The 24,502-nt window shown below is 61.1% G+C and carries 24 protein-coding genes; 14 read left to right on the top strand and 10 right to left on the bottom strand.

What is annotated here, in order from left to right:
- Positions 1–8: 8 nt before the first annotated feature.
- Both ACZ5VE_RS14235 and ACZ5VE_RS14230 read right to left on the bottom strand, forming a co-directional pair.
- Positions 9–902, bottom strand: coding sequence for a DMT family transporter (locus ACZ5VE_RS14235; RefSeq protein WP_464455769.1), 894 nt, complete (start codon positions 900–902; stop codon positions 9–11).
- An 11-nt stretch (positions 903–913) separates the two neighbouring features.
- Positions 914–1,546 (bottom strand): DedA family protein, encoded by a 633-nt coding sequence (locus ACZ5VE_RS14230; protein ID WP_464455768.1) that lies wholly within the window; start codon positions 1,544–1,546, stop codon positions 914–916.
- A 307-nt stretch (positions 1,547–1,853) separates the two neighbouring features.
- Between ACZ5VE_RS14230 and ACZ5VE_RS14225 the strand changes: the two genes are divergently transcribed.
- From ACZ5VE_RS14225 to ACZ5VE_RS14215, 3 genes are all read left to right on the top strand, one after another.
- Positions 1,854–3,179: an esterase-like activity of phytase family protein gene (locus ACZ5VE_RS14225; RefSeq protein WP_464457509.1), complete on the top strand. Its 1,326-nt coding sequence runs from the start codon at positions 1,854–1,856 to the stop codon at positions 3,177–3,179.
- 94 nt (positions 3,180–3,273) lie between these two features.
- Positions 3,274–4,371: an alanine racemase gene (gene alr, locus ACZ5VE_RS14220; protein ID WP_464455767.1), complete on the top strand. Its 1,098-nt coding sequence runs from the start codon at positions 3,274–3,276 to the stop codon at positions 4,369–4,371.
- 85 nt (positions 4,372–4,456) lie between these two features.
- Positions 4,457–5,380: a DMT family transporter gene (locus ACZ5VE_RS14215; RefSeq protein ID WP_464455766.1), complete on the top strand. Its 924-nt coding sequence runs from the start codon at positions 4,457–4,459 to the stop codon at positions 5,378–5,380.
- 145 nt (positions 5,381–5,525) lie between these two features.
- On the opposite strand, the gene ACZ5VE_RS14210 is transcribed toward ACZ5VE_RS14215, so the two are convergent.
- The 3 genes from ACZ5VE_RS14210 to ACZ5VE_RS14200 form a co-directional block, all read right to left on the bottom strand.
- Positions 5,526–6,287, bottom strand: a complete 762-nt coding sequence (locus tag ACZ5VE_RS14210) for a sulfite exporter TauE/SafE family protein (protein WP_464455765.1) — start codon at positions 6,285–6,287, stop codon at positions 5,526–5,528.
- Positions 6,288–6,617: 330 nt separating this feature from the next.
- Positions 6,618–8,342 (bottom strand): GMC family oxidoreductase, encoded by a 1,725-nt coding sequence (locus ACZ5VE_RS14205; RefSeq protein ID WP_464455764.1) that lies wholly within the window; start codon positions 8,340–8,342, stop codon positions 6,618–6,620.
- A 185-nt stretch (positions 8,343–8,527) separates the two neighbouring features.
- A complete protein-coding gene (locus ACZ5VE_RS14200; protein WP_464455763.1) occupies positions 8,528–10,039 on the bottom strand; it encodes a CoA-acylating methylmalonate-semialdehyde dehydrogenase in 1,512 nt (503 codons plus the stop codon).
- A 195-nt stretch (positions 10,040–10,234) separates the two neighbouring features.
- Here ACZ5VE_RS14200 and ACZ5VE_RS14195 point away from each other — a divergent pair, with 195 nt between their 5' ends.
- A complete protein-coding gene (locus tag ACZ5VE_RS14195; protein WP_464455762.1) occupies positions 10,235–11,185 on the top strand; it encodes a LysR family transcriptional regulator in 951 nt (316 codons plus the stop codon).
- Positions 11,186–11,288: 103 nt separating this feature from the next.
- On the opposite strand, the gene ACZ5VE_RS14190 is transcribed toward ACZ5VE_RS14195, so the two are convergent.
- From ACZ5VE_RS14190 to ACZ5VE_RS14180, 3 genes are read right to left on the bottom strand one after another with little or no spacing between them, the layout of a single operon-like run.
- Positions 11,289–11,927 carry a MarC family protein gene (locus ACZ5VE_RS14190; protein ID WP_464455761.1) on the bottom strand — a complete coding sequence of 213 codons (639 nt, stop codon included), beginning with the start codon at positions 11,925–11,927 and terminating at the stop codon, positions 11,289–11,291.
- A gap of 19 nt (positions 11,928–11,946) precedes the next feature.
- The gene (locus ACZ5VE_RS14185) at positions 11,947–12,408 is read right to left on the bottom strand and encodes a MaoC family dehydratase (protein ID WP_464455760.1); all 462 of its coding nucleotides are present in this window, start codon (positions 12,406–12,408) and stop codon (positions 11,947–11,949) included.
- Positions 12,408–13,154: an SDR family oxidoreductase gene (locus tag ACZ5VE_RS14180; protein WP_464455759.1), complete on the bottom strand. Its 747-nt coding sequence runs from the start codon at positions 13,152–13,154 to the stop codon at positions 12,408–12,410. Before ACZ5VE_RS14180 ends, ACZ5VE_RS14185 begins: the two co-directional genes overlap by 1 nt.
- An 81-nt stretch (positions 13,155–13,235) precedes the next feature.
- Here ACZ5VE_RS14180 and ACZ5VE_RS14175 point away from each other — a divergent pair, with 81 nt between their 5' ends.
- Both ACZ5VE_RS14175 and ACZ5VE_RS14170 read left to right on the top strand, forming a co-directional pair.
- The gene (locus ACZ5VE_RS14175) at positions 13,236–13,838 is read left to right on the top strand and encodes a DsbA family protein (protein WP_464455758.1); all 603 of its coding nucleotides are present in this window, start codon (positions 13,236–13,238) and stop codon (positions 13,836–13,838) included.
- Between the two features lie 55 nt (positions 13,839–13,893).
- On the top strand, positions 13,894–14,583 hold the full coding sequence (locus ACZ5VE_RS14170) for a dienelactone hydrolase family protein (RefSeq protein ID WP_464455757.1): 690 nt from the start codon (positions 13,894–13,896) through the stop codon (positions 14,581–14,583).
- Between the two features lie 256 nt (positions 14,584–14,839).
- Here ACZ5VE_RS14170 and ACZ5VE_RS14165 read toward each other — a convergent pair whose 3' ends face one another.
- Positions 14,840–15,976 carry a magnesium transporter CorA family protein gene (locus tag ACZ5VE_RS14165; protein ID WP_464455756.1) on the bottom strand — a complete coding sequence of 379 codons (1,137 nt, stop codon included), beginning with the start codon at positions 15,974–15,976 and terminating at the stop codon, positions 14,840–14,842.
- A gap of 7 nt (positions 15,977–15,983) precedes the next feature.
- Complete coding sequence (gene hemB / locus ACZ5VE_RS14160) at positions 15,984–16,988, bottom strand: porphobilinogen synthase (protein ID WP_464455755.1); 1,005 nt, start codon at positions 16,986–16,988, stop codon at positions 15,984–15,986.
- Between the two features lie 302 nt (positions 16,989–17,290).
- Here hemB and ACZ5VE_RS14155 point away from each other — a divergent pair, with 302 nt between their 5' ends.
- The 8 genes from ACZ5VE_RS14155 to fusA all read left to right on the top strand — a co-directional run bounded on the left by ACZ5VE_RS14155 (position 17,291) and on the right by fusA (position 24,402).
- Positions 17,291–17,719, top strand: a complete 429-nt coding sequence (locus ACZ5VE_RS14155) for a CopD family protein (RefSeq protein WP_464455754.1) — start codon at positions 17,291–17,293, stop codon at positions 17,717–17,719.
- Between the two features lie 9 nt (positions 17,720–17,728).
- On the top strand, positions 17,729–18,844 hold the full coding sequence (locus ACZ5VE_RS14150; RefSeq protein WP_464455753.1) for a VanZ family protein: 1,116 nt from the start codon (positions 17,729–17,731) through the stop codon (positions 18,842–18,844).
- A 25-nt stretch (positions 18,845–18,869) separates the two neighbouring features.
- Complete coding sequence (locus tag ACZ5VE_RS14145) at positions 18,870–19,214, top strand: (2Fe-2S) ferredoxin domain-containing protein (RefSeq protein ID WP_464455752.1); 345 nt, start codon at positions 18,870–18,872, stop codon at positions 19,212–19,214.
- Positions 19,214–19,840 (top strand): alpha/beta hydrolase, encoded by a 627-nt coding sequence (locus ACZ5VE_RS14140; protein WP_464455751.1) that lies wholly within the window; start codon positions 19,214–19,216, stop codon positions 19,838–19,840. The genes ACZ5VE_RS14145 and ACZ5VE_RS14140 overlap by 1 nt, the downstream gene beginning before the upstream one ends.
- A 51-nt stretch (positions 19,841–19,891) precedes the next feature.
- A complete protein-coding gene (locus ACZ5VE_RS14135) occupies positions 19,892–21,049 on the top strand; it encodes a D-alanyl-D-alanine carboxypeptidase family protein (RefSeq protein WP_464455750.1) in 1,158 nt (385 codons plus the stop codon).
- A 137-nt stretch (positions 21,050–21,186) separates the two neighbouring features.
- Entirely contained in the window at positions 21,187–21,564 is a 378-nt protein-coding gene (rpsL, locus tag ACZ5VE_RS14130; RefSeq protein ID WP_011466063.1) for a 30S ribosomal protein S12, read from the top strand.
- A gap of 165 nt (positions 21,565–21,729) precedes the next feature.
- Entirely contained in the window at positions 21,730–22,200 is a 471-nt protein-coding gene (rpsG, locus tag ACZ5VE_RS14125; protein ID WP_019426275.1) for a 30S ribosomal protein S7, read from the top strand.
- 99 nt (positions 22,201–22,299) lie between these two features.
- Positions 22,300–24,402 (top strand): elongation factor G, encoded by a 2,103-nt coding sequence (gene fusA, locus ACZ5VE_RS14120; RefSeq protein WP_108312176.1) that lies wholly within the window; start codon positions 22,300–22,302, stop codon positions 24,400–24,402.
- Positions 24,403–24,502 lie beyond the last annotated feature (100 nt).

Genomic DNA, 24,502 nt, shown 5'->3' with positions numbered 1-24,502 from the left:
GCTCCAGTTCAGTTGTGTTGTGCGGGGCCGACAACCGACAGCAAAGCTGCCAGCAAGATCAGCGAACCGCCGATCAGCGTATGGCCTTGCCATTGGGATGCGCCCAGTATGACGGAGGACACGCTGGCAAACAGCACCTCGGACAGCATGACCAGGGCCGTGGTGTGGGCAGCCAGCCGGGCTGCGCCATATTGCAGCGCCAGGTTGCCAAACAAAAATGAGATGCCGAGCAAAGCCACCAGTGGCAACCAGGTCCAGGCCGGTGCCTGGCCGACGGCGACCACGCCCGTGGCCAGACCCACCAACGCCGCCAATGTGGCCATGACCGCACCGCCACCAAACATGGCCAGCGTGCGCGAAGAGCCGGGGGTGTCTTTCAGCTTGAGCAGCAGGGCGTTGGTGATGGCAAAGGTCAGCCCACTCAGCAGGGCCAGCACATCGGCCAGACTTTCAGGCACGGGCCAGGGCGTCTCGGGGGTTTTGAGCACTATGAACAAACCCGTGAGGGCCAGCACCAGTCGCAGCAGCGCCATGCGGCTGGGTTTTTCACCCAGCAGCCACCAGGCCACCAGCACCGACCAGGCGGGCATCAGGTAAAACAGCAGCACCACGCGCACCACGTCGCCCACCGTGACGGCCCAGTTGAAGCCCACATTGGTCAGGCCCGATGCCAGCAGCAAAATCCACAGACCGGGGTGCTGGCCCCAACTGACCAGCCGACCTGTTTGCCAGAGCCACAAGGCGATGGCCACAAACACAAAGGCGTAAACCAGCGCAGTGGCCCACAACGGGTGCAGACCTTGGGCTTCGAGTTGTTTGAAGGGCCACCAGCACACGCCCCAGACAAAGGCGTTGAACAGGAGTCCGGCCACCGCCAGACTTTTGGGAGAGGTTTGGCCCATGAGCGGGCGTATCAGGACGGATCGCTGGGGGTGTCGCTGGCATTGCTGTTGCGCTTGCGCCACCAGCGCCAGCCCAGCCAGGCCACGCCCAGGCCCAGCAAGGCAAAGATGCCATGCTGGAACTGGCGCAGCACGCCAAACATCCAGTCCCAGTTTTGTGCGCCGAAGTAACCCAGGTACACCCAGATCGGCACGCTGATCAGGGCGGCAAAGCCGTCCATCAAAAACCAGGTGGGGAACGTCACGCGGTGGCTCATGCCGGCCGAAAAGAACACCGGGGTGCGCAGGCCGGGCAGAAAGCGGGCCACGAACATGACCCATTTGCCGTATTTGTGGAAAGCGTCTTGTGCGCTGGCAAAGCGCTCAGGGGTCAGGATCTTGCGGAAACCGGGCAGCTGCGAGATGCGCTGGCCATACAGGCGGCCCAGGGTGAACATCAGGCCATCGCCAATCAACACACCCGCCATGCCTACGGCAAACATGGTGTGCACATCGGCATGGCCCAGCCCAGCAATGACACCGCCGGTGACCAGGGTCACGTCTTCAGGAACGGGAATGCCAAAGCCACAGATCAAGAGCATCACAAAGACAGCCCAATAGCCGTACTCGGTGAAGATGGGCATCAAAAACTGAAAAACTTCCATGGATTACAGGGTTCAGCCAGCGCCTGAACGGTTCAGGCGGAATGCTCGGGGTTAACAGGCAGCGGGCCAGTGTAAATCATTTGCAATCCCCTTTTTGCGAGGGTAAAGGGTGTGTTTACCCGATGGTTTGGGTGTGGGAACGCGGTGCGGCTGAATCTGTCGCGGCTCTGGTTGTGACTTGTTTTTGTCATGGCCACGTCACGGCATGGACATGGTCACTTCTTAAGCTGGCAGGTGTTGCTTTTTAATGGAGATGAGCTTGAACACCCTCTTGCCCCAGCGTTTGAATACCACCGTCGCCACCCTCATGCTGGTGACGGCCGCCGCTTGGTCTGTGCATGCCATGGCCCAAACCGCTTTTCCGGCGACTCTGGCCGGTCACGCCGTGTTGCCCGCCCTGAGCCTGATCCCTGCGCCCAAAGACGCCCCGGCCGACTTGCAAGTCAGCGGCAAATTCACCACCGGCCAGCGTGTCGAGAAGATCGGCAGCGTCGAAGGCCTGTCGGCCGGACGCCCCACCGGCGTGTCTTTGCCCTTCAAGGGCCAGCCCCTGCAGGGCCACTCGGGCATCAAGCGCATGGCCGATGGCAGCTATTGGCTTTTGACCGACAACGGCGCTGGCTCAAAAGCCAACTCGCCCGACTTCATGCTGTACCTGAACCAGTACAAGGTGGATTTCAAGTCGGGCGAATTCAAACGTCTGCGGACCGTGTTCTTGCACGACCCGGACAAGAAGGTGCCGTTTCGCATCGTCCACGAAGGCACCAAGCAGCGCTACCTGACCGGCTCGGACCTGGACACCGAGAGCTTCCAGTTCGCCGGTGGCGCGCTGTGGATCGGTGACGAGTTTGGCCCCTTCCTGGTCAAGGCCGACCTGAACGGCAAAGTCTTGGCCGTGTTTGAAACGCAAGTGAACGGCCAAGTGGTGCGTTCGCCCGACCACCCTGCCGTCACCACCCCAGGCGCGCCCGATCAGGCGGTGAAATTCCAGGTGCGCCGCTCCAAGGGCTTTGAAGGCATGGCCGCCTCCAAAGACGGCAGCAAGCTCTATGCACTGCTTGAAGGTGCGCTGTGGGACGAAGCCGCCAAAGCCCCCGAAACGCTGGACGGCAAGCAATACCTGCGCGTGCTCGAGTTCGACGTGAAAGCCGAAAAATGGACCGGCCGCCACTGGAAATACGTGATGGAAGCCAACCACCACGCGATTGGCGACTTCAACATGATCGACGAGACCACCGGCCTGATCATCGAGCGCGACAACGGCGAAGGCACACCCGACAAGGCCTGCCCTGCAGGCGTCAAGCGCAGCGACTGCTTCCACGACCTGCCCCAATTCAAGCGCGTCTACAAAGTCGAGCTGACCGAAGCGAACGTGGGTGGCCCGCTGCGCAAGATCGGCTACATCGACCTGATGAACATGGCCGACCCCCAAAAGCTGGCCCGCAAGCCGCTGGTCAACGGCGCTTTGAGCTTTCCCTTCTTCACCATTGAAAACGTGGAGGTGGTGGACGCCACCCACATCGTGGTGGGCAATGACAACAACCTGCCGTTTTCGAGCAGCCGCGATCCCAACAAGGCCGACGACAACGAGTTGGTGTTGTTGGAAGTGGGCGACTTTTTGAAAGCCCGCTGATCGTCCGGTTCATGCGGTGAGCCTGGCTCGGGCTTGCACTTTCAGGGGCCGATGAAGCTGGCATACTTCATCAGCCCTTTTCACGTTTGCATCCATGCCCCGCCCCATACAAGCCACCATCCACACCACCGCTTTGCGCCACAACCTGGCAGCTGCCCGCCAAGCCGCGCCCGACGCCCAAGCTTGGGCCGTGGTCAAGGCCAATGCCTACGGGCACGGCATTGAGCGGGTGTTTGAAGGCCTGCGCGGGGCCGATGGCTTTGCGCTTTTGGACCTGAACGAAGCTGAGCGCGTGCGTGCCCTGGGCTGGCGTGGCCCCATCTTGTTGCTCGAAGGCGCTTTTGAGGCGCGAGACCTGGAGCTGTGCTCGCGCCTTCACCTGTGGCACACGGTGCATTGCGACGAGCAGATCGACATGCTGGCGCTGCACAAGACGCACGAGCCGCACCGGGTGTTCCTCAAAATGAATTCAGGCATGAACCGGCTTGGCTTTGCACCGCAGCGTTACCGCTCGGCCTGGACCCGGCTGAACGCCTTGCCGCAGGTGGATGAGATTTCCTTGATCACCCATTTCAGCGACGCCGATGGCCCCAAAGGCATCGCCGCGCAGATGGCCCTGTTTGAAGAAGCCACCCGCGACTTGCCCGGTGAGCGCAGTGTGAGCAACAGCGCTGCGACCTTGCGCCACGCACAGCAGGCATCGGTCAAAGCGGACTGGATTCGCCCTGGCATTGCCGTGTATGGCAGCTCGCCCGACTTTCCCGAACACAGCGCCGCGCACTGGGGTCTGCAGCCCGCCATGAGCCTGAATGCGCAGATCATTGCGGTGCAGCAGTTGCAAGCGGGGGACAGCGTGGGCTATGGCTCCAGCTTTGTGGCCGACAAAGCCATGCGCATCGCCGTGGTGGCCTGCGGCTATGCCGACGGCTACCCGCGCATTTGCCCCACGGGCACGCCGGTGCTGGTGGACGGCGTGCGGGGCCGCACTGTGGGCCGGGTCAGCATGGACATGCTCACGGTGGACCTGAGCCCATTCCCCGATGTGGGCGTGGGCAGCCAGGTGACGTTGTGGGGCCAGGCCGATAACGGTGCGGTGTTGAGCATCGACGAAGTTGCCCAGGCTGCTGGCACGGTAGGTTATGAGCTGATGTGCGCACTCGCCCAGCGTGTGCCGGTGGTGGTCGAAGACTGAGTCTGTTGGCGAACGGGGTGCGGCCAAAGCGCCCTCTTGCTGCGCGCGTGACAAGCCCAAGCCGCAGACAGACTCACAATGCACCATGCCCCATCGCACCCCGCTGCACCGACATGACCAACGCGCATTGGTTGTGGCCCTGATCCTGATCGTGATTTGGGGTGCTAACTTCACCCTGCAAAAGCACCTCTTGGTCTTGCTTTCGCCAGGCGGCTTTTTGTGGGCGCGCTACCTGATCATGCCGGCGTGTGCGCTTTTGCTCATGCGCTGGCGCTTTGGCCGTTGGTTTCCGCCGTTGCCGCGCAAAGACTGGCTGCACATGGCCTGGCTCGGTTTCATTGGCCACTCGCTGCATGTGGGCCTGGTCACCTACGGCATCCATTGGTCGACCGCGTTTTCGAGTTCGGTCATTTTGGCTTGTGGGCCGATTTTCACGCTGCTGATCTTGCGTTGGCAGGGGCTGGAGCGCTTGACCGCAGCACAAATGGCCGGGGTATCGCTGGCGTTTGGCGGCGTTTTGCTGTTCCTGTCCGACAAATTGCTGGGCGGCAATTGGCGTGCGGGCGGCGGTGATCTGGTCTTGCTGGTTGCGGCCGGGTTTTTCTCTTATTACACGGTCGCGGTCAAACCTGTCATGGAGCGGCATGGTCCCGTGTTGACCATGGGCTATGCCACTTTGCTCGGCGGGCTGCCCTTGATGCTGTGGTCTGTGCCTGCAGGCATGGATGCGCCCTGGGCTGCGCTGGATCTTTGGGCTTGGGTGGGCTTGTTCTGGTCGATTTTGGTGTCGGCCTTCATCGGCTGGTTGGCCTGGGGTTGGATCAACACGGTGCGTGGCGTGGCCCGCACCGCACCTCTCATGTACCTGATGCCGCCCATGGCGGGCTTGTTTGCCTGGGCCTTGTCGGGCGAGCACTACACCTGGATCAAGATCGCCGGGGCCGGGGTCACCTTGCTGGGGGTGGGGCTGGCGCAGTACGCCGGCCAAATCAAATGGCGCTTGCGCTGACCTTCGGGTCGTTCAGACATTCGCGAGCAGGGGCTCGCTCCCACAGGAGTATCGATCTCAATTCCTGTCGAAGGACGCGCCCCTGAGTATGACTGTGGGAGGTCGCCCCTGCGGCCGAATGGTGAGTCCGGCAGGAACGGTGGCGTCAGGCTTTGAGCCAGGTGTCGTAAGCGGTTTTGCAGATCAGGGCCAGCACCACGAAGATGAACACATGGCGCACAAAGCCAGCGCCATGCTTCAAGGCCAGGCGGGTGCCGATCAGGCTGCCCACAATGTTGGCCGCACCCATGGCCAGCGCCAGGTGCCACCACACATGGCCCTTGAAGGTGAACAGCAGGAGAGCCGCCAGGTTGGTGGCCACGTTGATCATCTTGGCGGCAGCCGAAGCGTTCAAAAAGTCGTAACCCAGCACCCGCACATAGGCAAACACCAGAAAACTGCCGGTGCCCGGGCCAAAAAAGCCGTCGTAAAAACCGATCACCAGGCCAATGCCTGCGGCGATCCAGGCCTCTTGTGCCCCGGCAAAGCGCGGCGCATGGCTGCGGCCCAGGTCTTTTTTGACCAAGGTGTAGAGCAAGAGCACGGCCAGCAGCACCGGCAGCAGTTTGCGAAACAGGCTGGGGTCCACCTGTGTGACCACCCAGGCCCCGGCCAGCGAGCCCAGCAGGCCCGTGCCGGCGGCGGGCAGCAAAGAGCGCCAGGGCATGACCACTTTGCGGCTGTATTGAACGGTGGCAAAGGCGGTGCCCCAGATCGAGGCACTTTTGTTGGTGCCAAACAAGGTGGCGGGCGCTGCACCAGGGAAGGTGGCAAACAGCGCAGGCAGCAAGATCAAACCGCCACCGCCCACGATCGCGTCCACCAAGCCAGCCAGCAGCGAGGCCAGCGAAACAATCAGTAATTCCATGGCCTTGATTGTGGCATTGCGTTGCGGGTGGACGTTGTCAGGTTATGTGGTTTGTTGTGGGAGCGAGCCCAGCCAAACGAACAGGCAAAAAAAAGCGCCGCTTGCGCGACGCTTAGGAAAATCACATCTCGTTCGGATGTTGGTTCATGTTCTTAGGCTTGAGTTGTCTCCTCGGCCCTCGGGATGCAGATACTGCGTTGCATCGAGTGAGTGAAATGTAAGTGAACAAGCGCTGCCTTTTCCTCAGGGATTTCCCGATTCTGGGGAAATCCCTGCCTCGAACTGACCTTGAGCTGACGAAAACGAATGATTTGGCTTGCTGGCGCTCATTCAGGCCGCGCTGTGGTGGGCTGCATCTTCGGCAATCCACTGCGCTGCTTTCTCGGCAATCATCAGCGTCGGGCTGTTGGTGTTGCCACTGGTGATGGTGGGCATCACACCCGCATCCACCACGCGCAAGCCCGCCACACCGCGCACTTGCAAGCGCGCATTGACCACGGCCATCGGATCGTCGTCACGGCCCATGCGGGTGGTGCCCACCGGGTGGAAGATGGTGCTGGCGATGTCTCCGGCCAGCTTGGCCAGCTCTTCGTCGGTCTGGTACTGCACGCCGGGCTTGAACTCTTCGGGCTCAAACGCCTTCATCGCGTCTTGCGCCATGATGCGGCGCGTCACGCGCAAGCTGTCGGCCGCCACCTTGCGGTCTTCGTCGGTGGCCAGGTAGTTGGGCGAAATGGCGGGGGCATCTTCAAAGCTGGGGCTGGTGATGTTCACGGTGCCACGGCTAGTCGGGTTCAGGTTGCACACGCTGGCCGTGATGGCCGGAAAGCTGTGCAGCGGCTCGCCAAAGGCGTCCAGGCTCAGCGGTTGAACGTGGTATTCCAGATTGGCGTGCGGCTGTGACGGGTCGCTCTTGGTGAACGCGCCCAGCTGGCTGGGTGCCATGCTCATGGGGCCGGAGCGCTTGAGCGCGTATTCCAGACCAATCATGGCCTTGCCCCACCAGTTGTTGGCCAAGGTGTTGAGTGTTTTGGCCCCTTTGACCTTGTAGACCGACCGGATTTGCAAATGGTCTTGCAGGTTGGCGCCCACGCCCGGCAAGTCATGCAGAGGCTCGACGCCTTTGCCCTGCAACAAGGCGGCGGGGCCAATGCCCGAAAGCTGCAAAATTTGCGCCGACCCGATGCTGCCCGCGCTCAAAATTACCTCGTGGGTGGCTTTGACTTCGACCATCTCCACGCCCGTCCACACCTGTGCACCGGTGCAGCGCTTTTCGCCATTGGCCTGGGTTTCTATCGTCAACTTGGCCACCTGCGCCTTGTTCCACAGCTCGAAGTTGGGCCGCGAATAGCAGGTGGGGCGCAAAAAAGCCTTGGCGGTGTTCCAGCGCCAGCCGTTGCGCTGGTTCACATCAAAGTAAGCCACGCCTTCGTTGTCGCCCCGGTTGAAGTCGTCGGTAGCGGGAATGCCCGCTTGCTGCGCCGCCTGCGAAAACGCGTCCAGCACGTCCCAGCGCAAGCGCTGTTTCTCGATGCGCCATTCGCCGCCGGTGTTGCGCCCGCGCAGGGTGTGCAAATAACTGCCCTTGGGCAAATCGGTCGGTGCCAGCAATTCGGACTTGGCGCCTTTGGCCCCGTGAAATGCATTGGCCCCGTTGTAGTGGTCTTCGTGCAGCTTGAAGTAGGGCAGAGCCTGGTCCCAGCGCCATTCGTCGTTGCCGGTGATCTGCGCCCATTGGTCGTAGTCACGCGCCTGGCCACGCATGTAGATCATGCCGTTGATGCTGGAGCAGCCGCCCAGCACCTTGCCACGCGGGTAGCGCAAGCTGCGTCCGTTCAGGCCAGCGGCAGGCTCGGTCTGGTAGAGCCAGTCGGTGCGCGGGTTGCCAATGCAATACAGGTAGCCGACCGGGATGTGGATCCAGTGGTAATCGTCTTTCTTGCCCGCCTCGATCAGCAGCACGCGCTTGCTGGCGTCGGCGCTCAAGCGGTTGGCCAGCAGGCAGCCGGCCGTGCCGCCGCCGACGATGATGTAGTCAAAGGTGTTGTCGTTCATGTTCTAACCGGTCTCCTGAGCAGGCGATTGTGCACGGCAATCGGCCGTTTGAAGCCAGCCAACGCAGCGAGTGTGACTGGCCGGGGCCGCCGGGCCGATTTGCTGGCGCGAAGCGACTGATGAGGCCCGGCGGCCCCGGCCAGTCGCGTTCGCGGAAAACACCAGAAAGCTGATGGCGCCTTGGCTTATTTGGCCGTCGGCATCACAAACTCAGCGCCCTTGCCAATGCTCTCGGGCCAGCGCTGCATGATGGACTTTTGCTTCGTATAGAAACGCACACCCTCTTCACCATAGGCGTGCATGTCGCCAAACAGCGAGCGCTTCCAGCCGCCAAAACCGTGCCAAGCCATGGGCACGGGGATCGGCACGTTGATGCCGACCATGCCCACCTGGATGCGGCGCGAAAACTCGCGGGCCACGTTGCCGTCGCGGGTGAAGCAGCTCACGCCGTTGCCGAACTCGTGGTCGTTGATGATCTGCACGGCGGTGGCAAAGTCGGGCACGCGCACGCACGACAGCACCGGGCCAAAGATTTCTTCCTTGTAGATCTTCATGTCGGTGGTCACGTGGTCGAACAGCGTGCCACCCAGCCAGAAACCGTTGTCGCAACCAGCACCGGCTTTCGCGCCATCAAACTCGCGGCCATCGACCAGCAGCTTGGCGCCTTCGGCCACGCCCGCGTCGATGTAGCCCTTGATGCGCTGACGCGCTGCGTCGGTCACGATGGGGCCCATCTCAGCGGCCAGGTTTTCGCCGTTGAGCACTTGCAACGCTTTGGTGCGCTCGATCAGCTTGGGGATGATCTTGTCGGCCACATCGCCCACCAGCACCGCCACGCTGATCGCCATGCAACGCTCGCCCGCCGAGCCATAGCCTGCGCCGATCAGCGCGTCCACGGTCTGGTCGATGTCGGCGTCGGGCATAACGACCAGGTGGTTTTTCGCGCCGCCCAGGGCCTGCACGCGCTTGCCGTGGTGTGCGCCGGTTTCGTAGATGTAGTTGGCAATCGGTGTGGAGCCGACGAAGCTGATGGCTTTCACGTCGGGGTGTTCCAGCAGCGCGTCCACGGCTTCCTTGTCGCCTTGCACCACGTTGAACACGCCGTCGGGCAGACCGGCTTTTTTGAGCAACTCGGCCATGAACAGCGAAGGCGTCGGGTCGGTCGGGCTGGGCTTCAAGATGAAGGTGTTGCCCGCCGCGATGGCGACCGGGAACATCCACATGGGCACCATGACGGGGAAGTTGAAGGGGGTGATGCCCGCCACCACGCCCAAAGGCTGGCGCAGGGTCCAGTTGTCGATGCCGGTGGACACTTGGTCGGTGAAGTCGCCCTTGAGCAACTGCGGAATGCCGGTGGCAAATTCCACGATGTCAATGCCGCGTGAGACTTCGCCTTGCGCGTCGGTGAACACCTTGCCGTGCTCGGCGGTGATCATGTGGGCCAGCTCGTCTTTGTGGGTGTTCAGCAGCTCCAAGAACTTGAACATCACGCGGGCGCGGCGCAGCGGCGGTGTGTCGGCCCAAGCGGGGAAAGCTGCTTGCGCTGCGGCCACGGCCTTGGCCACCTCGGCGCTGTTGGCCAGGGCCACGTTGCCGGTCACGGCGCCGGTGGCCGGGTTCGTTACGGGCTGGCTGCGACCCGAAGCGCCTGCGGCGGTCTGGCCGTTGATGTAGTGACCGATCTGGGAAATGCTCATGTGGGACTCCTGGTAGCTTATGGATGTGTGTGTTGTAGGAGCCCACCCTGTGGGCGATTGTTTGACCGGGCGGTCATTCAAAAATCGCCCACAGGGTGGTGCTCCTACATGGCGCTTTGCAGTTTAGGCACCACCACCACCCTGTACAAGAGCTTAAAACTGAATTGATTGTTCAAAATAGTGAACAATGCACGCATGAACGAGCAAAAGATCAACACCCTCTGGACACATCTGCACTGGCTGAGCGTGCTGGCCCAGCAGGGCAGCTACACCGCCGCCGCCGCCCGCCTGGGCGTGAGCAAGGCCGCCATGAGCCAGCGCATTGCCGAATTGGAGCGCGCCGCCAAAGTCACCCTGGTGCAGCGCACCACCCGCAGCCTGCGCCTGACCGAAGCCGGGCAGCGGCTGGTGGACGACACCCGGGCGGCGTTCGAGCAGATCGAGCAAAGCTTTGCCCAGGTGCGCGACTTGGCCGAGCAGCCTGGCGGTTTGCTTCGGGTCACGGCCCCGGTGGCTTTTGCGCGTCAGCAGCTGGTGCCGCTGCTGGCCGACTTCCTCAAAAATTACCCGGACGTGCGGATTGAACTCGACCTGTCGGACCGCCTGAGCGCGTTGGCCACCGAAGGCTTTGACCTGGCCATTCGCCACACCGCCCGCCCACCCGATACCCATGTGGCCTGGGCGCTTTGCGACACCGAATCGGTGCTGGTGGCTACCCGCGCTTATCTGCGCAAACAGGGCGAGCCGCAAAACCCCGCCGACCTGCAAGCGCACAACTGCTTGCATTACCCCCGCTCGCAAGACACCTCGGCCTGGGCCTTTGAGCCGCGTGAAGGCGGTGGTGCCGTGTCAGAAACCCGTGAACGCGTGACGGTGCCCGTGAGCGGCAACTTGGCCGCCAACAACAGCGAAGCCCTGCGCGAAGCCGCCCTCACGGGGGCGGGCATTGCCCTCCTGCCCGACTTCAGCGCTCAGGCTGCGCTGCGCCAAGGCAAGCTGGTGCGCGTGTTGCCCGACTGGAAGCCGGTGGGTGCATTCGCCGAAACCATCTACGCCATCCGCCCCTATGCGCCGCATGTGCCTCGTGCCGTGGCGGCGCTGGTGGATCACTTGAAGAAGGGGCTGTCCCGAGGCTTTGGAGATTGAAGATTGACTTGGCCCTAGGGTCAGGCCGCCTGTTTTTGGGCCGATTATTCCAACTGGGTGGTCCAAGGCATTGGAAGCCGAATTACCTGGATGTCGGCCATCATCAAACCCCCCGCGCCAGCACCGGAAACAGTTTGTGCAGCCCGTCGGTCATCACCTCAACCGCCAGCGCGGCCAAAATCAGACCCATCAGCCGGGTCATGACGTTGATGCCGGTCTTGCCCAGAATGCGGGCAATCGGGGTGGCCAATGAAAAGCACAAAGCGGTGGCCAGTGCGATGACCACGCCGTAGCCCACCAATGTGCCGAGTTGGGCAAAGTTTTTGACTTTTTCGGCGTAAATCACCACGGTGGACATGGTGGCCGGGCCGGTCAAGAGCGGGATGGTCAGTGGCACCACGGCGATGCTGGCTCCTACGGCGGCTTTGGCTTCGGCGTCGTGCACTTCTTCGGCGTTGGCGCGGGCTTCGGCGGGTTGCGCATTCAACATGGACAGGGCGGATGTGAGCAACAACATGCCGCCGCCCACCTGGAAACTGGCCAGCGAGATGCCGAAAAATTCCAGAATCTGCAGACCCAGCAAGGCGCTGGCGGCGATCACGATGAAGGCGGTCAGCGACGAGACCAGGATCGTGCGCTTGCGCTGGGCGCGGCTGAAGCCCTGGGTGTAGTGGATGAAAAACGGAACGATGGCCAGCGGGTTGACGATGGCCAGCAGGGTGATGAGCGGTTTGAAGTCCATCGCCGCATTGTGCCCCGCTTCAGGCGGCGGGGGTGCGGCGGCGGAACATGCCCCAGCCTTCCATGTGCAGCACCTTGTCGCCGTGCTGGTTGAACATTTCCCACAGGTTGCGCGTCATGCCCACGTCGGGGCGCTTGCCCATGGGTTTGGTCTCCAGCATGGTGCTTTGCAGACGCAAGGTGTCGCCGGGGTAGACGGGCTTGAGCCACTTGATGCCTTCCAGACCCGGCGAACCCAGGCTGGAGGTTTCGTGCAAAAAGTTGGTCACCATCAGCCGCATGGCCATTGAGCAGGTGTGCCAGCCGCTGGCCGATAAGGCACCAAAGACCGAGGCCTTGGCCGCCTCGTCGTCCAGGTGAAAAGGCTGCGGGTCAAACTGACTGGCAAAGGCGATGATTTCTTCGCGGGTGGGCGTGATCGTGCCCAGGTCGCGCACCTGGCCAACCGCAAAGTCTTCCCAGTAATACTTGATCTGTGCCATCAGCGGCCTCCTGAAACGTCCAAGAAACTCATGGTGGTGTAGCTGGCGCTGTCGCTCAGCAGCCAGACGATCGCCTCAGCCACCTCTTCGGCGGTGCCGCCGCGCTGGGCGGGCACCAGGTGCTGCAGGTCTTTCACGCGGTTGGGCAGGCCGCCCGAGGCGTGGATGTCGGTGTCGATCAGTCCCGGTCGCACCGCGTTGACTCGGATGCCCTCGGCCGCCACTTCTTTGGACAAGCCGATGGTGAAGGCGTCGATCGCGCCTTTGGCTGCGGCGTAGTCCACGTATTGGCCGGGCGAGCCCAGGCGCGATGCGGCACTGGACACGTTGACGATGCTGCCACCTTCACCACCATGCCGTGTGCTCATGCGGCGCACGGCTTCACGCGCGCAGATCAGGCTGCCGATCACGTTGATGTCGAACATGCGTTTCCAGCGGGTCACGCTCATCTCGTCCACACGGGCCGCCACATCGACCACGCCAGCGTTGTTGACCAGCCCGGTCAGTCGGCCGAATTTGGCGTCGATGTGCTCGAACATGCGCAGCACTTGCGCTTCGTCGGCCACATCGGCCTGGACCGACATGGCTTGTCCGCCCGCAGCGCGGATCTGGCGCACCACCTCGTCGGCAGCCAAAGAGTTGGCGGTGTAGTTCACCGCTACGGCCCACCCCTGCTTGGCTGCCAAAAGCGCCGTGGCGGCCCCGATACCCCTGCTGCCACCGGTCACCAACAAGACCTTGTTCATCGCGTGTCTCCTGCAAAAATTCGTGAGGGCGGTTACAACCGTTGTTTCGCACAAAGATTACACAACAGACAAGGAGACACCATGGGTCGCACAGTGGACTATTACTTCGCACCGCAAAGCCCGTGGGCTTATCTGGGCCACCAGCGTCTGGCCGATATCGCGCAAAAGAGGGGTGCCTCCATTCGCGTGATGCCGATCGATCTGGGGGGCAAGGTGTTTCCGATTTCGGGTGGCCTGCCCTTGGGTCAACGTGCGCCGCAGCGCCAGGCTTACCGCTTGGTGGAGTTGCAGCGCTTCGGTCGGCACCTGAACGTGCCCTTGAATTTGAAGCCCAAATACTTTCCCGTGGGGGGCGATGACGCGGCACGTCTGATCATAGCGGCCGATCTGGCGCAGGGCAGCCAGGCGGCCATGGCGATGGCCGGCGCGATTTTGGCGGCTTGCTGGGCGCAAGAGCGCAACATGGCCGACGACAAGGTGCTGGCCGAATTGCTGCAAGAACAACATTTGCCCGCCAGCTTGCTGGAACAGTCGCACAGCCAGGCCGTGCAGGTGCGCTACGAGACCTATACCCAGGCCGCGATTGACGCTGGCGTGTTTGGTGCCCCCAGCTACGTGATCGATGGCGAGATTTTCTGGGGTCAGGATCGGCTTGATTTTGTCGAGCGTGCGCTGGTCAGCTGAGCCGGCTATGCATTTTTGTGCCACTTGAATTTGCAACACATGCGAAGGAAAAACCATGGGAACGATGATTGAACTCCAAGCTGCCGATGGCACGCGGGTGCCCGCCTACGAAGCCCGCCCAGCAGGCACGCCCAAAGGGGCGGTGGTGGTGATTCAGGAGATTTTTGGGGTCAACAGCCACATCCGTGATGTGGCCGATGGCTATGCCGCTGAGGGTTATCTGGCGGTGGCACCTGCCGCCTTTCACCGTGTGAAGCCCGGTGTTGAGCTGGGCTATGCCGAGGCCGACATGGGCGAGGGCTTTGGCTACAAGACGGCGGTGGAGGCCTTGCCTGCCCCCGGCGTGATGCCCGACATCCAGGCCGCGATTGACCATGCGGCCAAGGTGTCGGCCGGCAAAGTGGGCATCGTGGGTTATTGCTGGGGCGGTTTGCTGACTTGGCGTGCCGCTTGCACCTTGACGGGCTTGAGCGCCGCCGTGCCGTATTACGGCGGTGGCGTGACGACCGAGGTCGAAATCGCCCGTCAACCCCGTGTGCCCGTGTTGGCGCACTTTGCCGAAGAAGACAAGTGGATCCCGCTGGATACGGTAGAGGCGTTCAAAAAGGCGCACCCGGCAGTGCAGGTGTTCACCTATGCCGCGCACCACGGGTTCAATTGCGACCAGCGCGGTGCCTGGCACGCGCCCTCGGCCCAGTTGGCACGGGAACGCACGCTGGCGTTTTTTGCCCAACACCTGGGCTGACTTGTTGTGGGCGTTTGCCCTGTTGATCTATTTGTAGGAGCTTGCCCTGCAAGCGATGGCCTGTGGGGCACTTTCACGCCAATCGCCAGCAGGGCTGGCTCCTACAAATTAAAGTGAGGGGCTTGCCTGTGGGAGGCCGCCCCTGCGGCCGAAAGCTTGCTCAGCGTTGGTGCTTGAAAAGGCCTGCGTGGTGAGCGTGCAATCGCCAGCAGGGCTGGCTCCTACAAAAATCATCTCACTTCACCCTCGCCAGCACTCACTCGCCGGTTCGGGCCAAATAGCGTTTGCGCCAGAACACCAGGCCCATGGTCAGCGCGATGGTGCCCATCGTGCCCAGCGTCCACCAGAAGGCAGATGCTTGGTGCAGCCAGGGCATGAACTCGAAGTTCATGCCGAAAATGCCCGCGATCAGGTTCAGTGGCAAAAAGATGGCGGTCAGCGCCGTCAGGGTGCGCATGATGTCGTTGGTGCGGTTGCCTTGCACGTTGAAGTGCATCTGCACGGCGGTTTCGGTGTTGTGCTCCAGTCGGCGCACATGCTGCACCACCCGGTCGATGTGCTCCAGCACATCGCGGCTGCGGATTTTGAGCAGTTCGTGTTCCCGTTCGGCGGAGTGGTCTGGGGACACCCGCCAGCTGTCGAGGGCTTCGGTCCAGCTTTGCATGGCGGTGTGCTGGTCGTCGCACAGGGCTTCGAGCTGGTGCAGCGCCATGCGGGCGTGCAGCAGCGCGTCCCAGCGGTTGAAGCGGGTGCGTGGGTGCAGCAGTTCGGCTTGCCAGTGGTCGAGCTGGCGGCTCAGTTCGCGGCGCAGGTCCAGATAACCATCGACCACTTGGCTGACGATGCGCAGCATCATGTCGGCGGGGTTGTGCGGTACGCCTCGTGCGCCGGTCGAACGCGGGTCGGTCGCATCGTGGGCCTGTATGTGCGACGGTGTGTTGGCCAGCAGGCGGGCGGCATAGGCTTCGCGCACGGCGCAGTCGGCCGGGTGCACGCTCAGCAGCACCCGGTCAAACACCGCAAAGCCGACCGGGCTGGTGTCGATGCGGTGCAGCACTGGCGGGCCGGGGCGTTTGCCGGTTTGCAGGTCCAGACTGTTGTCCGGCCTGGCGTTAGCACCATCCGGCCGCTGGGCCAGACGCCTGAACACCATCAGGTCGTAGTGCGAGCTGTAGTCAAAGCGCGAGGGCAGTTGGGCGTTCAGCAGGTCTGAGACGTGCAGGTCCACCAGGGTTTGGCCCGTCAGGTGTTCGAGGGTGTTCTGAATGGAGGCCAATTCGGCCTGAAACCGCTCGCGTGAACAAGCGATCCAGACGTAGCCGTGCTCGGGCAGTTGCTGGGGCAAGGCCAGCCCGGCGTGAACCTGTGTGCCTGAGACGGTGAAGACCCGCATGTTGAGGTCAGCCTTGGCGGATCAAGCGTGCCGCATCGCGTGCAAAGTAGGTCAGCACGCCATCGGCGCCTGCGCGCTTGAAGGCCAGCAGGCTTTCCATCATCACCAAATCGTGGTCGAGCCAGCCGTTTTGCGCAGCCGCCTTGAGCATGGCGTATTCGCCCGACACCTGGTAGGCGAAGGTCGGTACTTTGAATTCGTCTTTGACGCGGCGCACGATGTCCAGGTAAGGCATGCCCGGCTTGACCATGACCATGTCGGCCCCTTCGGCCAGGTCCATGGCGACTTCGCGCAGGGCTTCGTCGCTGTTGCCCGGGTCCATCTGGTAGACCTTTTTGTTGCTCTTGCCCAGGTTGGCGGCCGAGCCGACCGCGTCGCGGAAGGGGCCATAAAAGGCGCTGGCGTATTTGGCGCTGTAGGCCATGATGCGGGTGTGGATCAGGCCACGCGCTTCGAGCGCCTGGCGGATCGCGCCAATGCGTCCGTCCATCATGTCGCTGGGCGCAACCATGTCCACCCCGGCTTCGGCTTGCGTCAGCGCTTGCTGCACCAGCACGGCGGTGGTTTCGTCGTTGAGGATGTAGCCGGTCTCATCGAGCAGGCCGTCCTGGCCATGGCTGGTGAAAGGGTCGAGCGCCACGTCGGTCATCACGCCCAGTTCGGGAAAGCGTTTTTTGAGTTCGCGCACCACGCGCGGCACCAGGCCGTCGGGGTTCATGGCTTCGCTGCCCGTGGGGTCTTTGAGGCTGGCGTCGATCACCGGGAACAGCGCCATGACCGGGATGCCGAGCTTGACGCAGTCTTCGGCCACCGGCAGCAACAGGTCGAGCGACAGGCGTTCCACGCCGGGCATGGAGCCGACCTGCTGGCGCTGGTTTTGCCCGTCCAGCACAAACACGGGGTAGATCAGGTCGTGCGGCGTGACCTGGTGTTCGCGCACCAGATTGCGGGTGAATTCGTCACGGCGCAAGCGGCGTGGGCGGCTGGAAGGGAAGGGGGCAACGGGGTTCATGCCGAAAATTGTGCCTGAAGTCTGGCGGAGTCCAAATGACAAGGCCTGCCAACGGAGCGTCAGAGACGGATTGACGAGCAACCAACAAAAATGCCACAAAACATTAAATTGATCTTGTTATTGGTTTTGTTGTTTGATAAATTCAGCTTGGGCAGCTTGCTGCCTCCCGCTTTTCCTCCCTGAGCGGGGCCTGGATGCGGTAACGCGGACGGGCTTGCCACCCTCGGCCTCTGGCCGGGGGTTTTTTTTGCCCTTTGCACCCGGTCTGTGCGCTTTCAGTGCGGGCTGACTACACTTGCACCATGCTCTGGATCAAAGCCCTTCACATCGTTTTCATCGCCAGCTGGTTTGCAGGCCTGTTTTACCTGCCGCGCATTTTTGTCAATCTGGCCATGGTGGCGCCGGGCTCGGTGGCAGAGCGGGAGCGCTTGCTGCTGATGGCACGCAAGCTGTACCGCTTCATGACCATCCTGGCGGTTCCGGCATTGGCGCTGGGCCTGTGGCTGTGGCTGGTGTACGGCATTGGCCGAGGCCCCGGGCAGGGCTGGATGCATGCCAAACTGGCCATTGTGGTGGCCCTGATCGCTTACCACCACGGCTGCGGCGTGATTTTGCGCAAATTCACCCAGGGGCAGATGCAGCGCAGCCATGTCTGGTTCCGCTGGTTCAACGAAGCCCCGGTTCTGATGATGCTGGTGGCGGTCATCTTGGTGGTGGTCAAGCCGTTTTAAGGCACAGGCATGCGCAACCACCTCATGCGCAAAACGGCTGCCTGGCCTTTGGTGTGGGTCTACGCGATCCTGATCGTCTATGCCAGTCTGTACCCTTTTGACAACTGGCGTGTTCAAGGCATCGCCCCCTGGGCTTTTTTGACGGCGCCCTTGCCGCGCTACTGGACGGGGTTTGACGTCTTGTCCAATGTGCTGGGCTATGCGCCATTCGGATTTTTGCTGGCTTTGGCGCTGCACCGAACCCGCCGCAGCTGGCCCGCGATCGCATTGAGCACGCTGGTGGCTGCCGCGTTGTCCCTGACGATGGAGTCCTTGCAAATGTTCCTGCCGGTGCGTGTGCCCTCCAACGTGGACGCTGCACTGAACATTTTTGGCGCTTTTGCCGGTGCCGTGACTGCCCGCGCTTTGGAGTGGGTGGGCTTGCTGGACCGCTGGAGCCGGTTTCGTGACCGCTGGTTTGTGCCCGATGCCAGTGGTGCGATGGCTTTGCTGGCCGTCTGGCCTTTTGCGTTGTTGTTCCCGGCACCGGTGACTTTTGGTCTGGGGCAAGTGCTGGAGCGGGTGGAGGCGGCCTTGGCCCATGTGTTGGAAGACTCCCTTTTGCTCGAATGGCTGCCTTGGCGTGAGGTGGAGTTGCAGCCTTTGTTGCCCGTCAGCGAAATCCTGTGCGTGGCCATCGGTTTGTTGCTGCCGTGTTTGTTGGCTTTTGGGGTGTTGCGTGAATGGCGTCAACGGATCGTGGTGGCGGTGCTGTTGGTGTGGATCGGGTTCCTGGCCAGTGCGCTGTCGGCTGCGCTCACATATGGACCTGCCCACGCCTGGGACTGGATCAGCACCGAGGTGCTGGCGGGCCTGGTGGTGGCCATGGTGGGCATGGCGGTGCTGTCGTTCAGTGCCGCCCGGGTGTGTTGGGTGCTGGCGCTGGCGGCCTTGGTGTGGCAGCTCAGCTTGCTCAACAATGCCTCGGCTGATGCTTACTTTGCCTTGACCTTGCAAACCTGGGAGCAAGGGCGGTTCATCCGTTTCCATGGCCTGATTCAGTGGCTGGGGTGGTTGTGGCCATATGCCTTGCTGGTGTATTTGGTGAGCCGCTTGTCGTCCCCTGGCCTTACCGCAGATGCGTGATCAGGTCACGGCCTAGAATTCAGGCATGACCATTGAAAATTCCAGCCCTTACTTCAAACGCCACATCTTTTTTTGCCTGAACGAGCGCAAAAACAACGAGGCCTGCTGCGCCCAGCAAGGGGCGCAAGCCGCTTTTGACCATTGCAAAAACCGCATCAAGGAACTGGGGCTTGCCGGGCCAGGCCAGGTGCGCGTCAACAAGGCAGGTTGCCTGGACCGGTGTTCGGGTGGGCCTGTGGCTGTGGTGTACCCCGAAGGCGTTTGGTACACCTATGTGGACCCATCCGACATCGATGAAATCGTCGAGTCGCATTTGAAGAATGGCCAGGTGGTTGAACGGCTGGTCACCCCAGCGCACCTGGGCCGCTGATGAATGCCGCCACCCAAACCCTGACATTGCCCGGACCGGCAAGGGGCATTGAGGCCTTGCTCGACGTCCCTGTGGACGGCATCGTTAGGGGGACTGCCGTCATCGCGCACCCGCACCCCTTGTTTGGCGGCACCATGCAAAACAAAGTGGTGCAAACCCTGGCCAGGGCGTTTGTGCAGTGCGGCTGGCGAGCTGTGCGCTTCAATTTTCGGGGTGTGGGTGCCAGCGCAGGCACTTACGACGAAGGTCGGGGCGAGGCCGAGGACATGCTGGCCGTGGTCGAACAAGTGGCCCCGACAGGGCCGTTGGCCTTGGCCGGTTTCTCTTTTGGCGCTTTTGTGACCAGCCATGTGGCACAGACTTTGGCTCCTGTGCGCAGCCTGGACAAGCTGGTGCTGGTGGGGACTGCCGCCTCGCGTTTTGTGGTCGCCCCGGTTGCCCCTGAGTTGCACGAAAAAACCTTGGTGCTGCACGGTGAGCAAGACGACACGGTGCCGCTGTCCAGTGTGATGGACTGGGCACGACCTCAGTCCCTGCCTGTCACGGTGATTCCCGGGGTCGAGCATTTTTTTCACGGGCAATTGCCCCTGCTCAGGAGCTTGGTGGTGCGCCACCTTCGTGCCTGATTCCGGATGCACCGCTGAACTGCGGTGCACCATCACGCAAGACAGAGATTCATGACCCCATTTTTCAAAAACCTGGCGGCGACTTTGCTTGCCGCGCTCACTTTCAGCACTCAGGCCCAAATGCCGCAGCCCCCCGAAGTGGCGGCCAAGGCGTATTTGCTGATCGATGTCACGGCCAACCAAATATTGGCGGCCAAAGACCCTGACATGGCGGTGGAGCCTGCCTCGTTGACCAAGCTGATGACGGCCTATCTGGTGTTTGATGCCCTGAAGTCGCGCAAGATCGACCTCAAGCAAACCCTGCCTGTCTCGGAGCGGGCTTGGAAAATGCCCGGCTCACGCATGTTCATTGACCCCAAAATGCGGGTACCCGTTGAAGACCTGATCAAGGGCATGGTTGTCCAGTCCGGCAACGACGCCACGGTGGCGCTGGCCGAGGGTGTGGGCGGCAGTGTCGAGCACTTTGTTCAGTTGATGAACGACCAAGCCAAAGTCCTGGGCATGAAGAACACCAGTTACCGCAATCCAGAGGGGCTGACCGAGCCTGGACACAGCACCACAGCCCGCGATTTGGGCACCTTGGCCACCCGTCTGATGCGTGATTTCCCGGATGACGTGCCTTATTACGCGATCAAAAAGTACCGTTATGCCGGCACCCCTGCGGCCAATGACAGCAACCGCAACTTGCTGCTGTTTCGTGATCCTTCTGTGGACGGCCTGAAAACGGGCCACACCAACGCGGCCGGTTATGGCCTGGTGGCCACGGCCAAGCGCGACTTCCCCAATGTGGGGGCACGCCGCCTGTTGTCCGTTGTGTTGGGTGCCGACAGTGAAAATGCCCGCGCCAATGAGAGCCAGAAGCTGCTCAATTGGGGTTACACCGCTTTTGACGCGGTCAAACTTTTTGATGCCGGACAGCCCGTGCTGAGTCCTGCGGTCTGGAAAGGCAAGACGCCCGTTGTGAAGCTGGGCGCCTTTCAGCCGCTGGTGGTGGCCGTGCCTGCCGGGACCATTGCCCAGATCAAAACCCAGGTGGCCCGCCCGGACCCTTTGGTCGCGCCTTTCACCAAAGGCCAGGTCGTGGGCACTTTGAAGGTGATGCGTGGCGATCAAGCCTTGTTCGACGTGCCCTTGGTGGCCTTGGAGCCTGTGGAGCAAGCTGGCGTGTTGGGTCGGGCGTGGGACGCGGTGCGCCTGTGGATCAAGTGAGAGCTTGCCCGCCAGTCCTGTCAAATTGTGGATAACTTGCCACCAGCCCGCCACGCGGTTATACTGGCGGGCTTTTCCGCTTTTGGGGCGGGGAAGTTTCTTTTGTCTAAATTCAACGTTTAGGGACGTTACAAACAATGCCAACCATCAATCAATTGGTGCGTCAGGGGCGCGAGGTCGAAACGATCAAGTCCAAAAGCCCTGCGATGCAAAACTCTCCACAGCGTCGTGGTGTCTGCACCCGTGTGTACACCACAACGCCTAAAAAGCCTAACTCCGCTCTGCGTAAAGTTGCCAAAGTGCGCTTGACCAACGGTTTTGAGGTCATCTCCTACATCGGCGGTGAAGGCCACAACCTGCAGGAACACTCTGTTGTTCTGGTGCGCGGTGGTCGTGTCAAGGATTTGCCAGGTGTGCGTTACCACATCGTGCGCGGTTCGCTCGACTTGCAAGGCGTGAAAGACCGCAAGCAGTCGCGCTCCAAGTACGGTGCGAAGAAGCCAAAGGCCAAGTAAGCCCTTTCGGGTTGAAATTTTTCGGTGCTGTTTCCCGCGTGGCGCGGTGATACAGCGAAGTGACCCGAAGCCCGGAATTGTCCAGGTGGGTCGAGTAAGTGAGTTGTTTTGAATAACGCTCGCGGTGTCTGAAAAGACGCCAACTGAAGCAATATGAGGTGAAATATGCCACGTCGTCGCGAAGTCCCTAAACGTGAAATCCTGCCGGATCCCAAGTTCGGTAATGTCGAATTGTCCAAGTTCATGAACGTGATCATGGAAGGCGGCAAAAAAGCTGTTGCCGAGCGCATCATTTACGGTGCCCTCGAAAACATGGAAAAGAAAACAGGCAAAGACCCTGTGGAACTCTTCTCCATCGCCATCAACAACGTCAAGCCCATGGTGGAAGTGAAATCCCGCCGCGTGGGTGGTGCGAACTACCAGGTGCCTGTTGAAGTGCGCCCTGTTCGTCGCTTGGCCCTGTCGATGCGCTGGATCAAGGAAGCCGCTCGCAAGCGCGGTGAGAAGTCCATGGCTCTGCGTTTGGCCAACGAGTTGCTCGAAGCCAACGAAGGCCGTGGCGGTGCCATGAAAAAGCGTGACGAAGTTCACCGCATGGCCGAAGCCAACAAGGCGTTCTCGCACTTCCGCTTCTGATACACAAGGGTTTCACAAAGAAGCCCGACACTGCCAGAAGCCAGCCCGCTGGCCCCATAAGGGGTGGCGGGCTTTAGTACATCATCATCGGAGAAATTTATGGCTCGCACTACCCCCATCGAGCGCTATCGCAACATTGGTATCTCGGCTCACATTGATGCCGGCAAGACCACGACGACTGAGCGTATTCTTTTTTATACCGGCGTGAACCACAAGATTGGTGAAGTGCACGACGGCGCTGCCACCATGGACTGGATGGAGCAAGAGCAAGAGCGTGGCATCACGATCACCTCTGCGGCCACCACCTGCTTCTGGAAGGGCATGGATGGCTCTTTCGAAGACCACCGCATCAACATCATTGACACCCCTGGCCACGTTGACTTCACGATCGAAGTTGAGCGCTCGATGCGCGTGCTGGACGGTGCTTGCATGGTTTACTGTGCTGTGGGCGGCGTGCAGCCCCAGTCTGAAACCGTCTGGCGTCAGGCCAACAAATACAAAGTGCCACGCTTGGCCTTTGTGAACAAGATGGACCGTACTGGTGCCAACTTCTTCAAAGTTGTGGAGCAGATGAAGTTGCGCCTGAAGGCCAACCCTGTGCCCATCGTGATCCCAATCGGTGCTGAAGAAAACTTCACCGGTGTGGTTGATCTGCGCAAGATGAAGGCCATCATCTGGGACGAAGCTTCCCAGGGCATGAAGTTCACTTTCGAAGAAATCCCGGCCGAACTGCTCGAGACTGCCAAAGAGTGGCGCGAGAAAATGGTGGAAGCGGCTGCTGAAGCCTCGGAAGAGCTGATGAACAAGTACCTTGAAGAAGGTGACTTGACCGAAGAAGAAATCACGCACGGTCTGCGCGTTCGCACCATCAACAGCGAAATCCAGCCCATGTTGTGCGGTACAGCGTTCAAGAACAAAGGCGTTCAGCGCATGCTGGATGCGGTGCTTGAATTGATGCCTTCGCCTCTCGACGTGAAAGCCATCAAAGGCTACGACGAAGAAGAGCAAGAAATCACACGCAAGGCCGACGACGAAGAGAAATTCTCTGCGTTGGCGTTCAAACTGATGACCGATCCGTTTGTGGGTCAGTTGACTTTCGTGCGCGTGTACTCCGGCGTTCTGAAAAAGGGCGACACCGTGTACAACGCGGTCCGCGGCAAGAAAGAGCGTATCGGTCGTATCGTGCAGATGCACGCCAACAACCGTGAAGAAGTCGACGAAATCCGTGCGGGCGACATCGCTGCTTGCGTGGGCTTGAAAGACGTGACCACAGGTGAAACCCTGTGCGATCCAAACGCCGTGATCACACTCGAGCGCATGGTGTTCCCTGACTCCGTGATCCGTCAAGCTGTTGAGCCCAAGACCAAAGCCGACCAGGAAAAAATGGGCATCGCTTTGTCCCGCCTGGCTGCCGAAGATCCATCGTTCCGCGTGCAAACCGACGAAGAATCGGGTCAGACCATCATTGGTGGCCAGGGCGAACTGCACCTCGAAATCATCGTGGACCGCATGAAGCGTGAATTCGGTGTGGAAGCCAACGTGGGCAAGCCTCAAGTGGCTTACCGCGAAACCATCCGCAAGACCGTCGACGAAGCCGAAGGCAAGTTCGTGCGTCAGTCCGGTGGTAAGGGTCAATACGGCCACGTGGTTCTGAAGGTTGAGCCTCAAGAGCCAGGTAAGGGCTTTGAATTCGTTGACGCCATCAAGGGCGGTGTGGTTCCTCGCGAATACATCCCTGCGGTGGAAAAAGGCGTGATCGAAGCTTTGGGTCAAGGCGTGTTGGCGGGTTACCCCGTCGTGGACGTCAAGGTCACACTGCACTTCGGTTCGTACCACGATGTGGACTCGAACGAAATGGCCTTCAAGATGGCCGCCATCTTTGGTTTCAAAGAAGGTTGCCGCAAAGCCCAGCCCGTCATTCTGGAGCCGATGATGGCTGTGGAAGTCGAGACCCCAGAAGACTACGCCGGTAACGTGATGGGCGACTTGTCCTCACGCCGTGGCATGGTTCAGGGCATGGACGACATGGTCGGTGGCGGCAAGGCCATCAAGGCCGAAGTGCCGCTGTCCGAAATGTTCGGTTACTCGACCACCCTGCGCTCGATGTCGCAAGGCCGTGCAACCTACACGATGGAATTCAAGCACTACGCGGAAGCCCCGCGTAACGTGGCTGAAGCCATTGTTGCTTCACGCGCAAAATAAAAACCTGTGTGCCGGACCGAATTCGCCTCGGCGAATTTGCTCGGGCACCTCTGACTAAAAGCAAGCAAAACGCAAGCGATAGTCAGATCTGAAAGTTCAG

It is taken from the genome of Limnohabitans sp. INBF003 (assembly GCF_055396645.1).
Note: the sequence above shows the minus strand (reverse complement) of the source record. Positions and strands in the feature narration are given on the sequence as shown.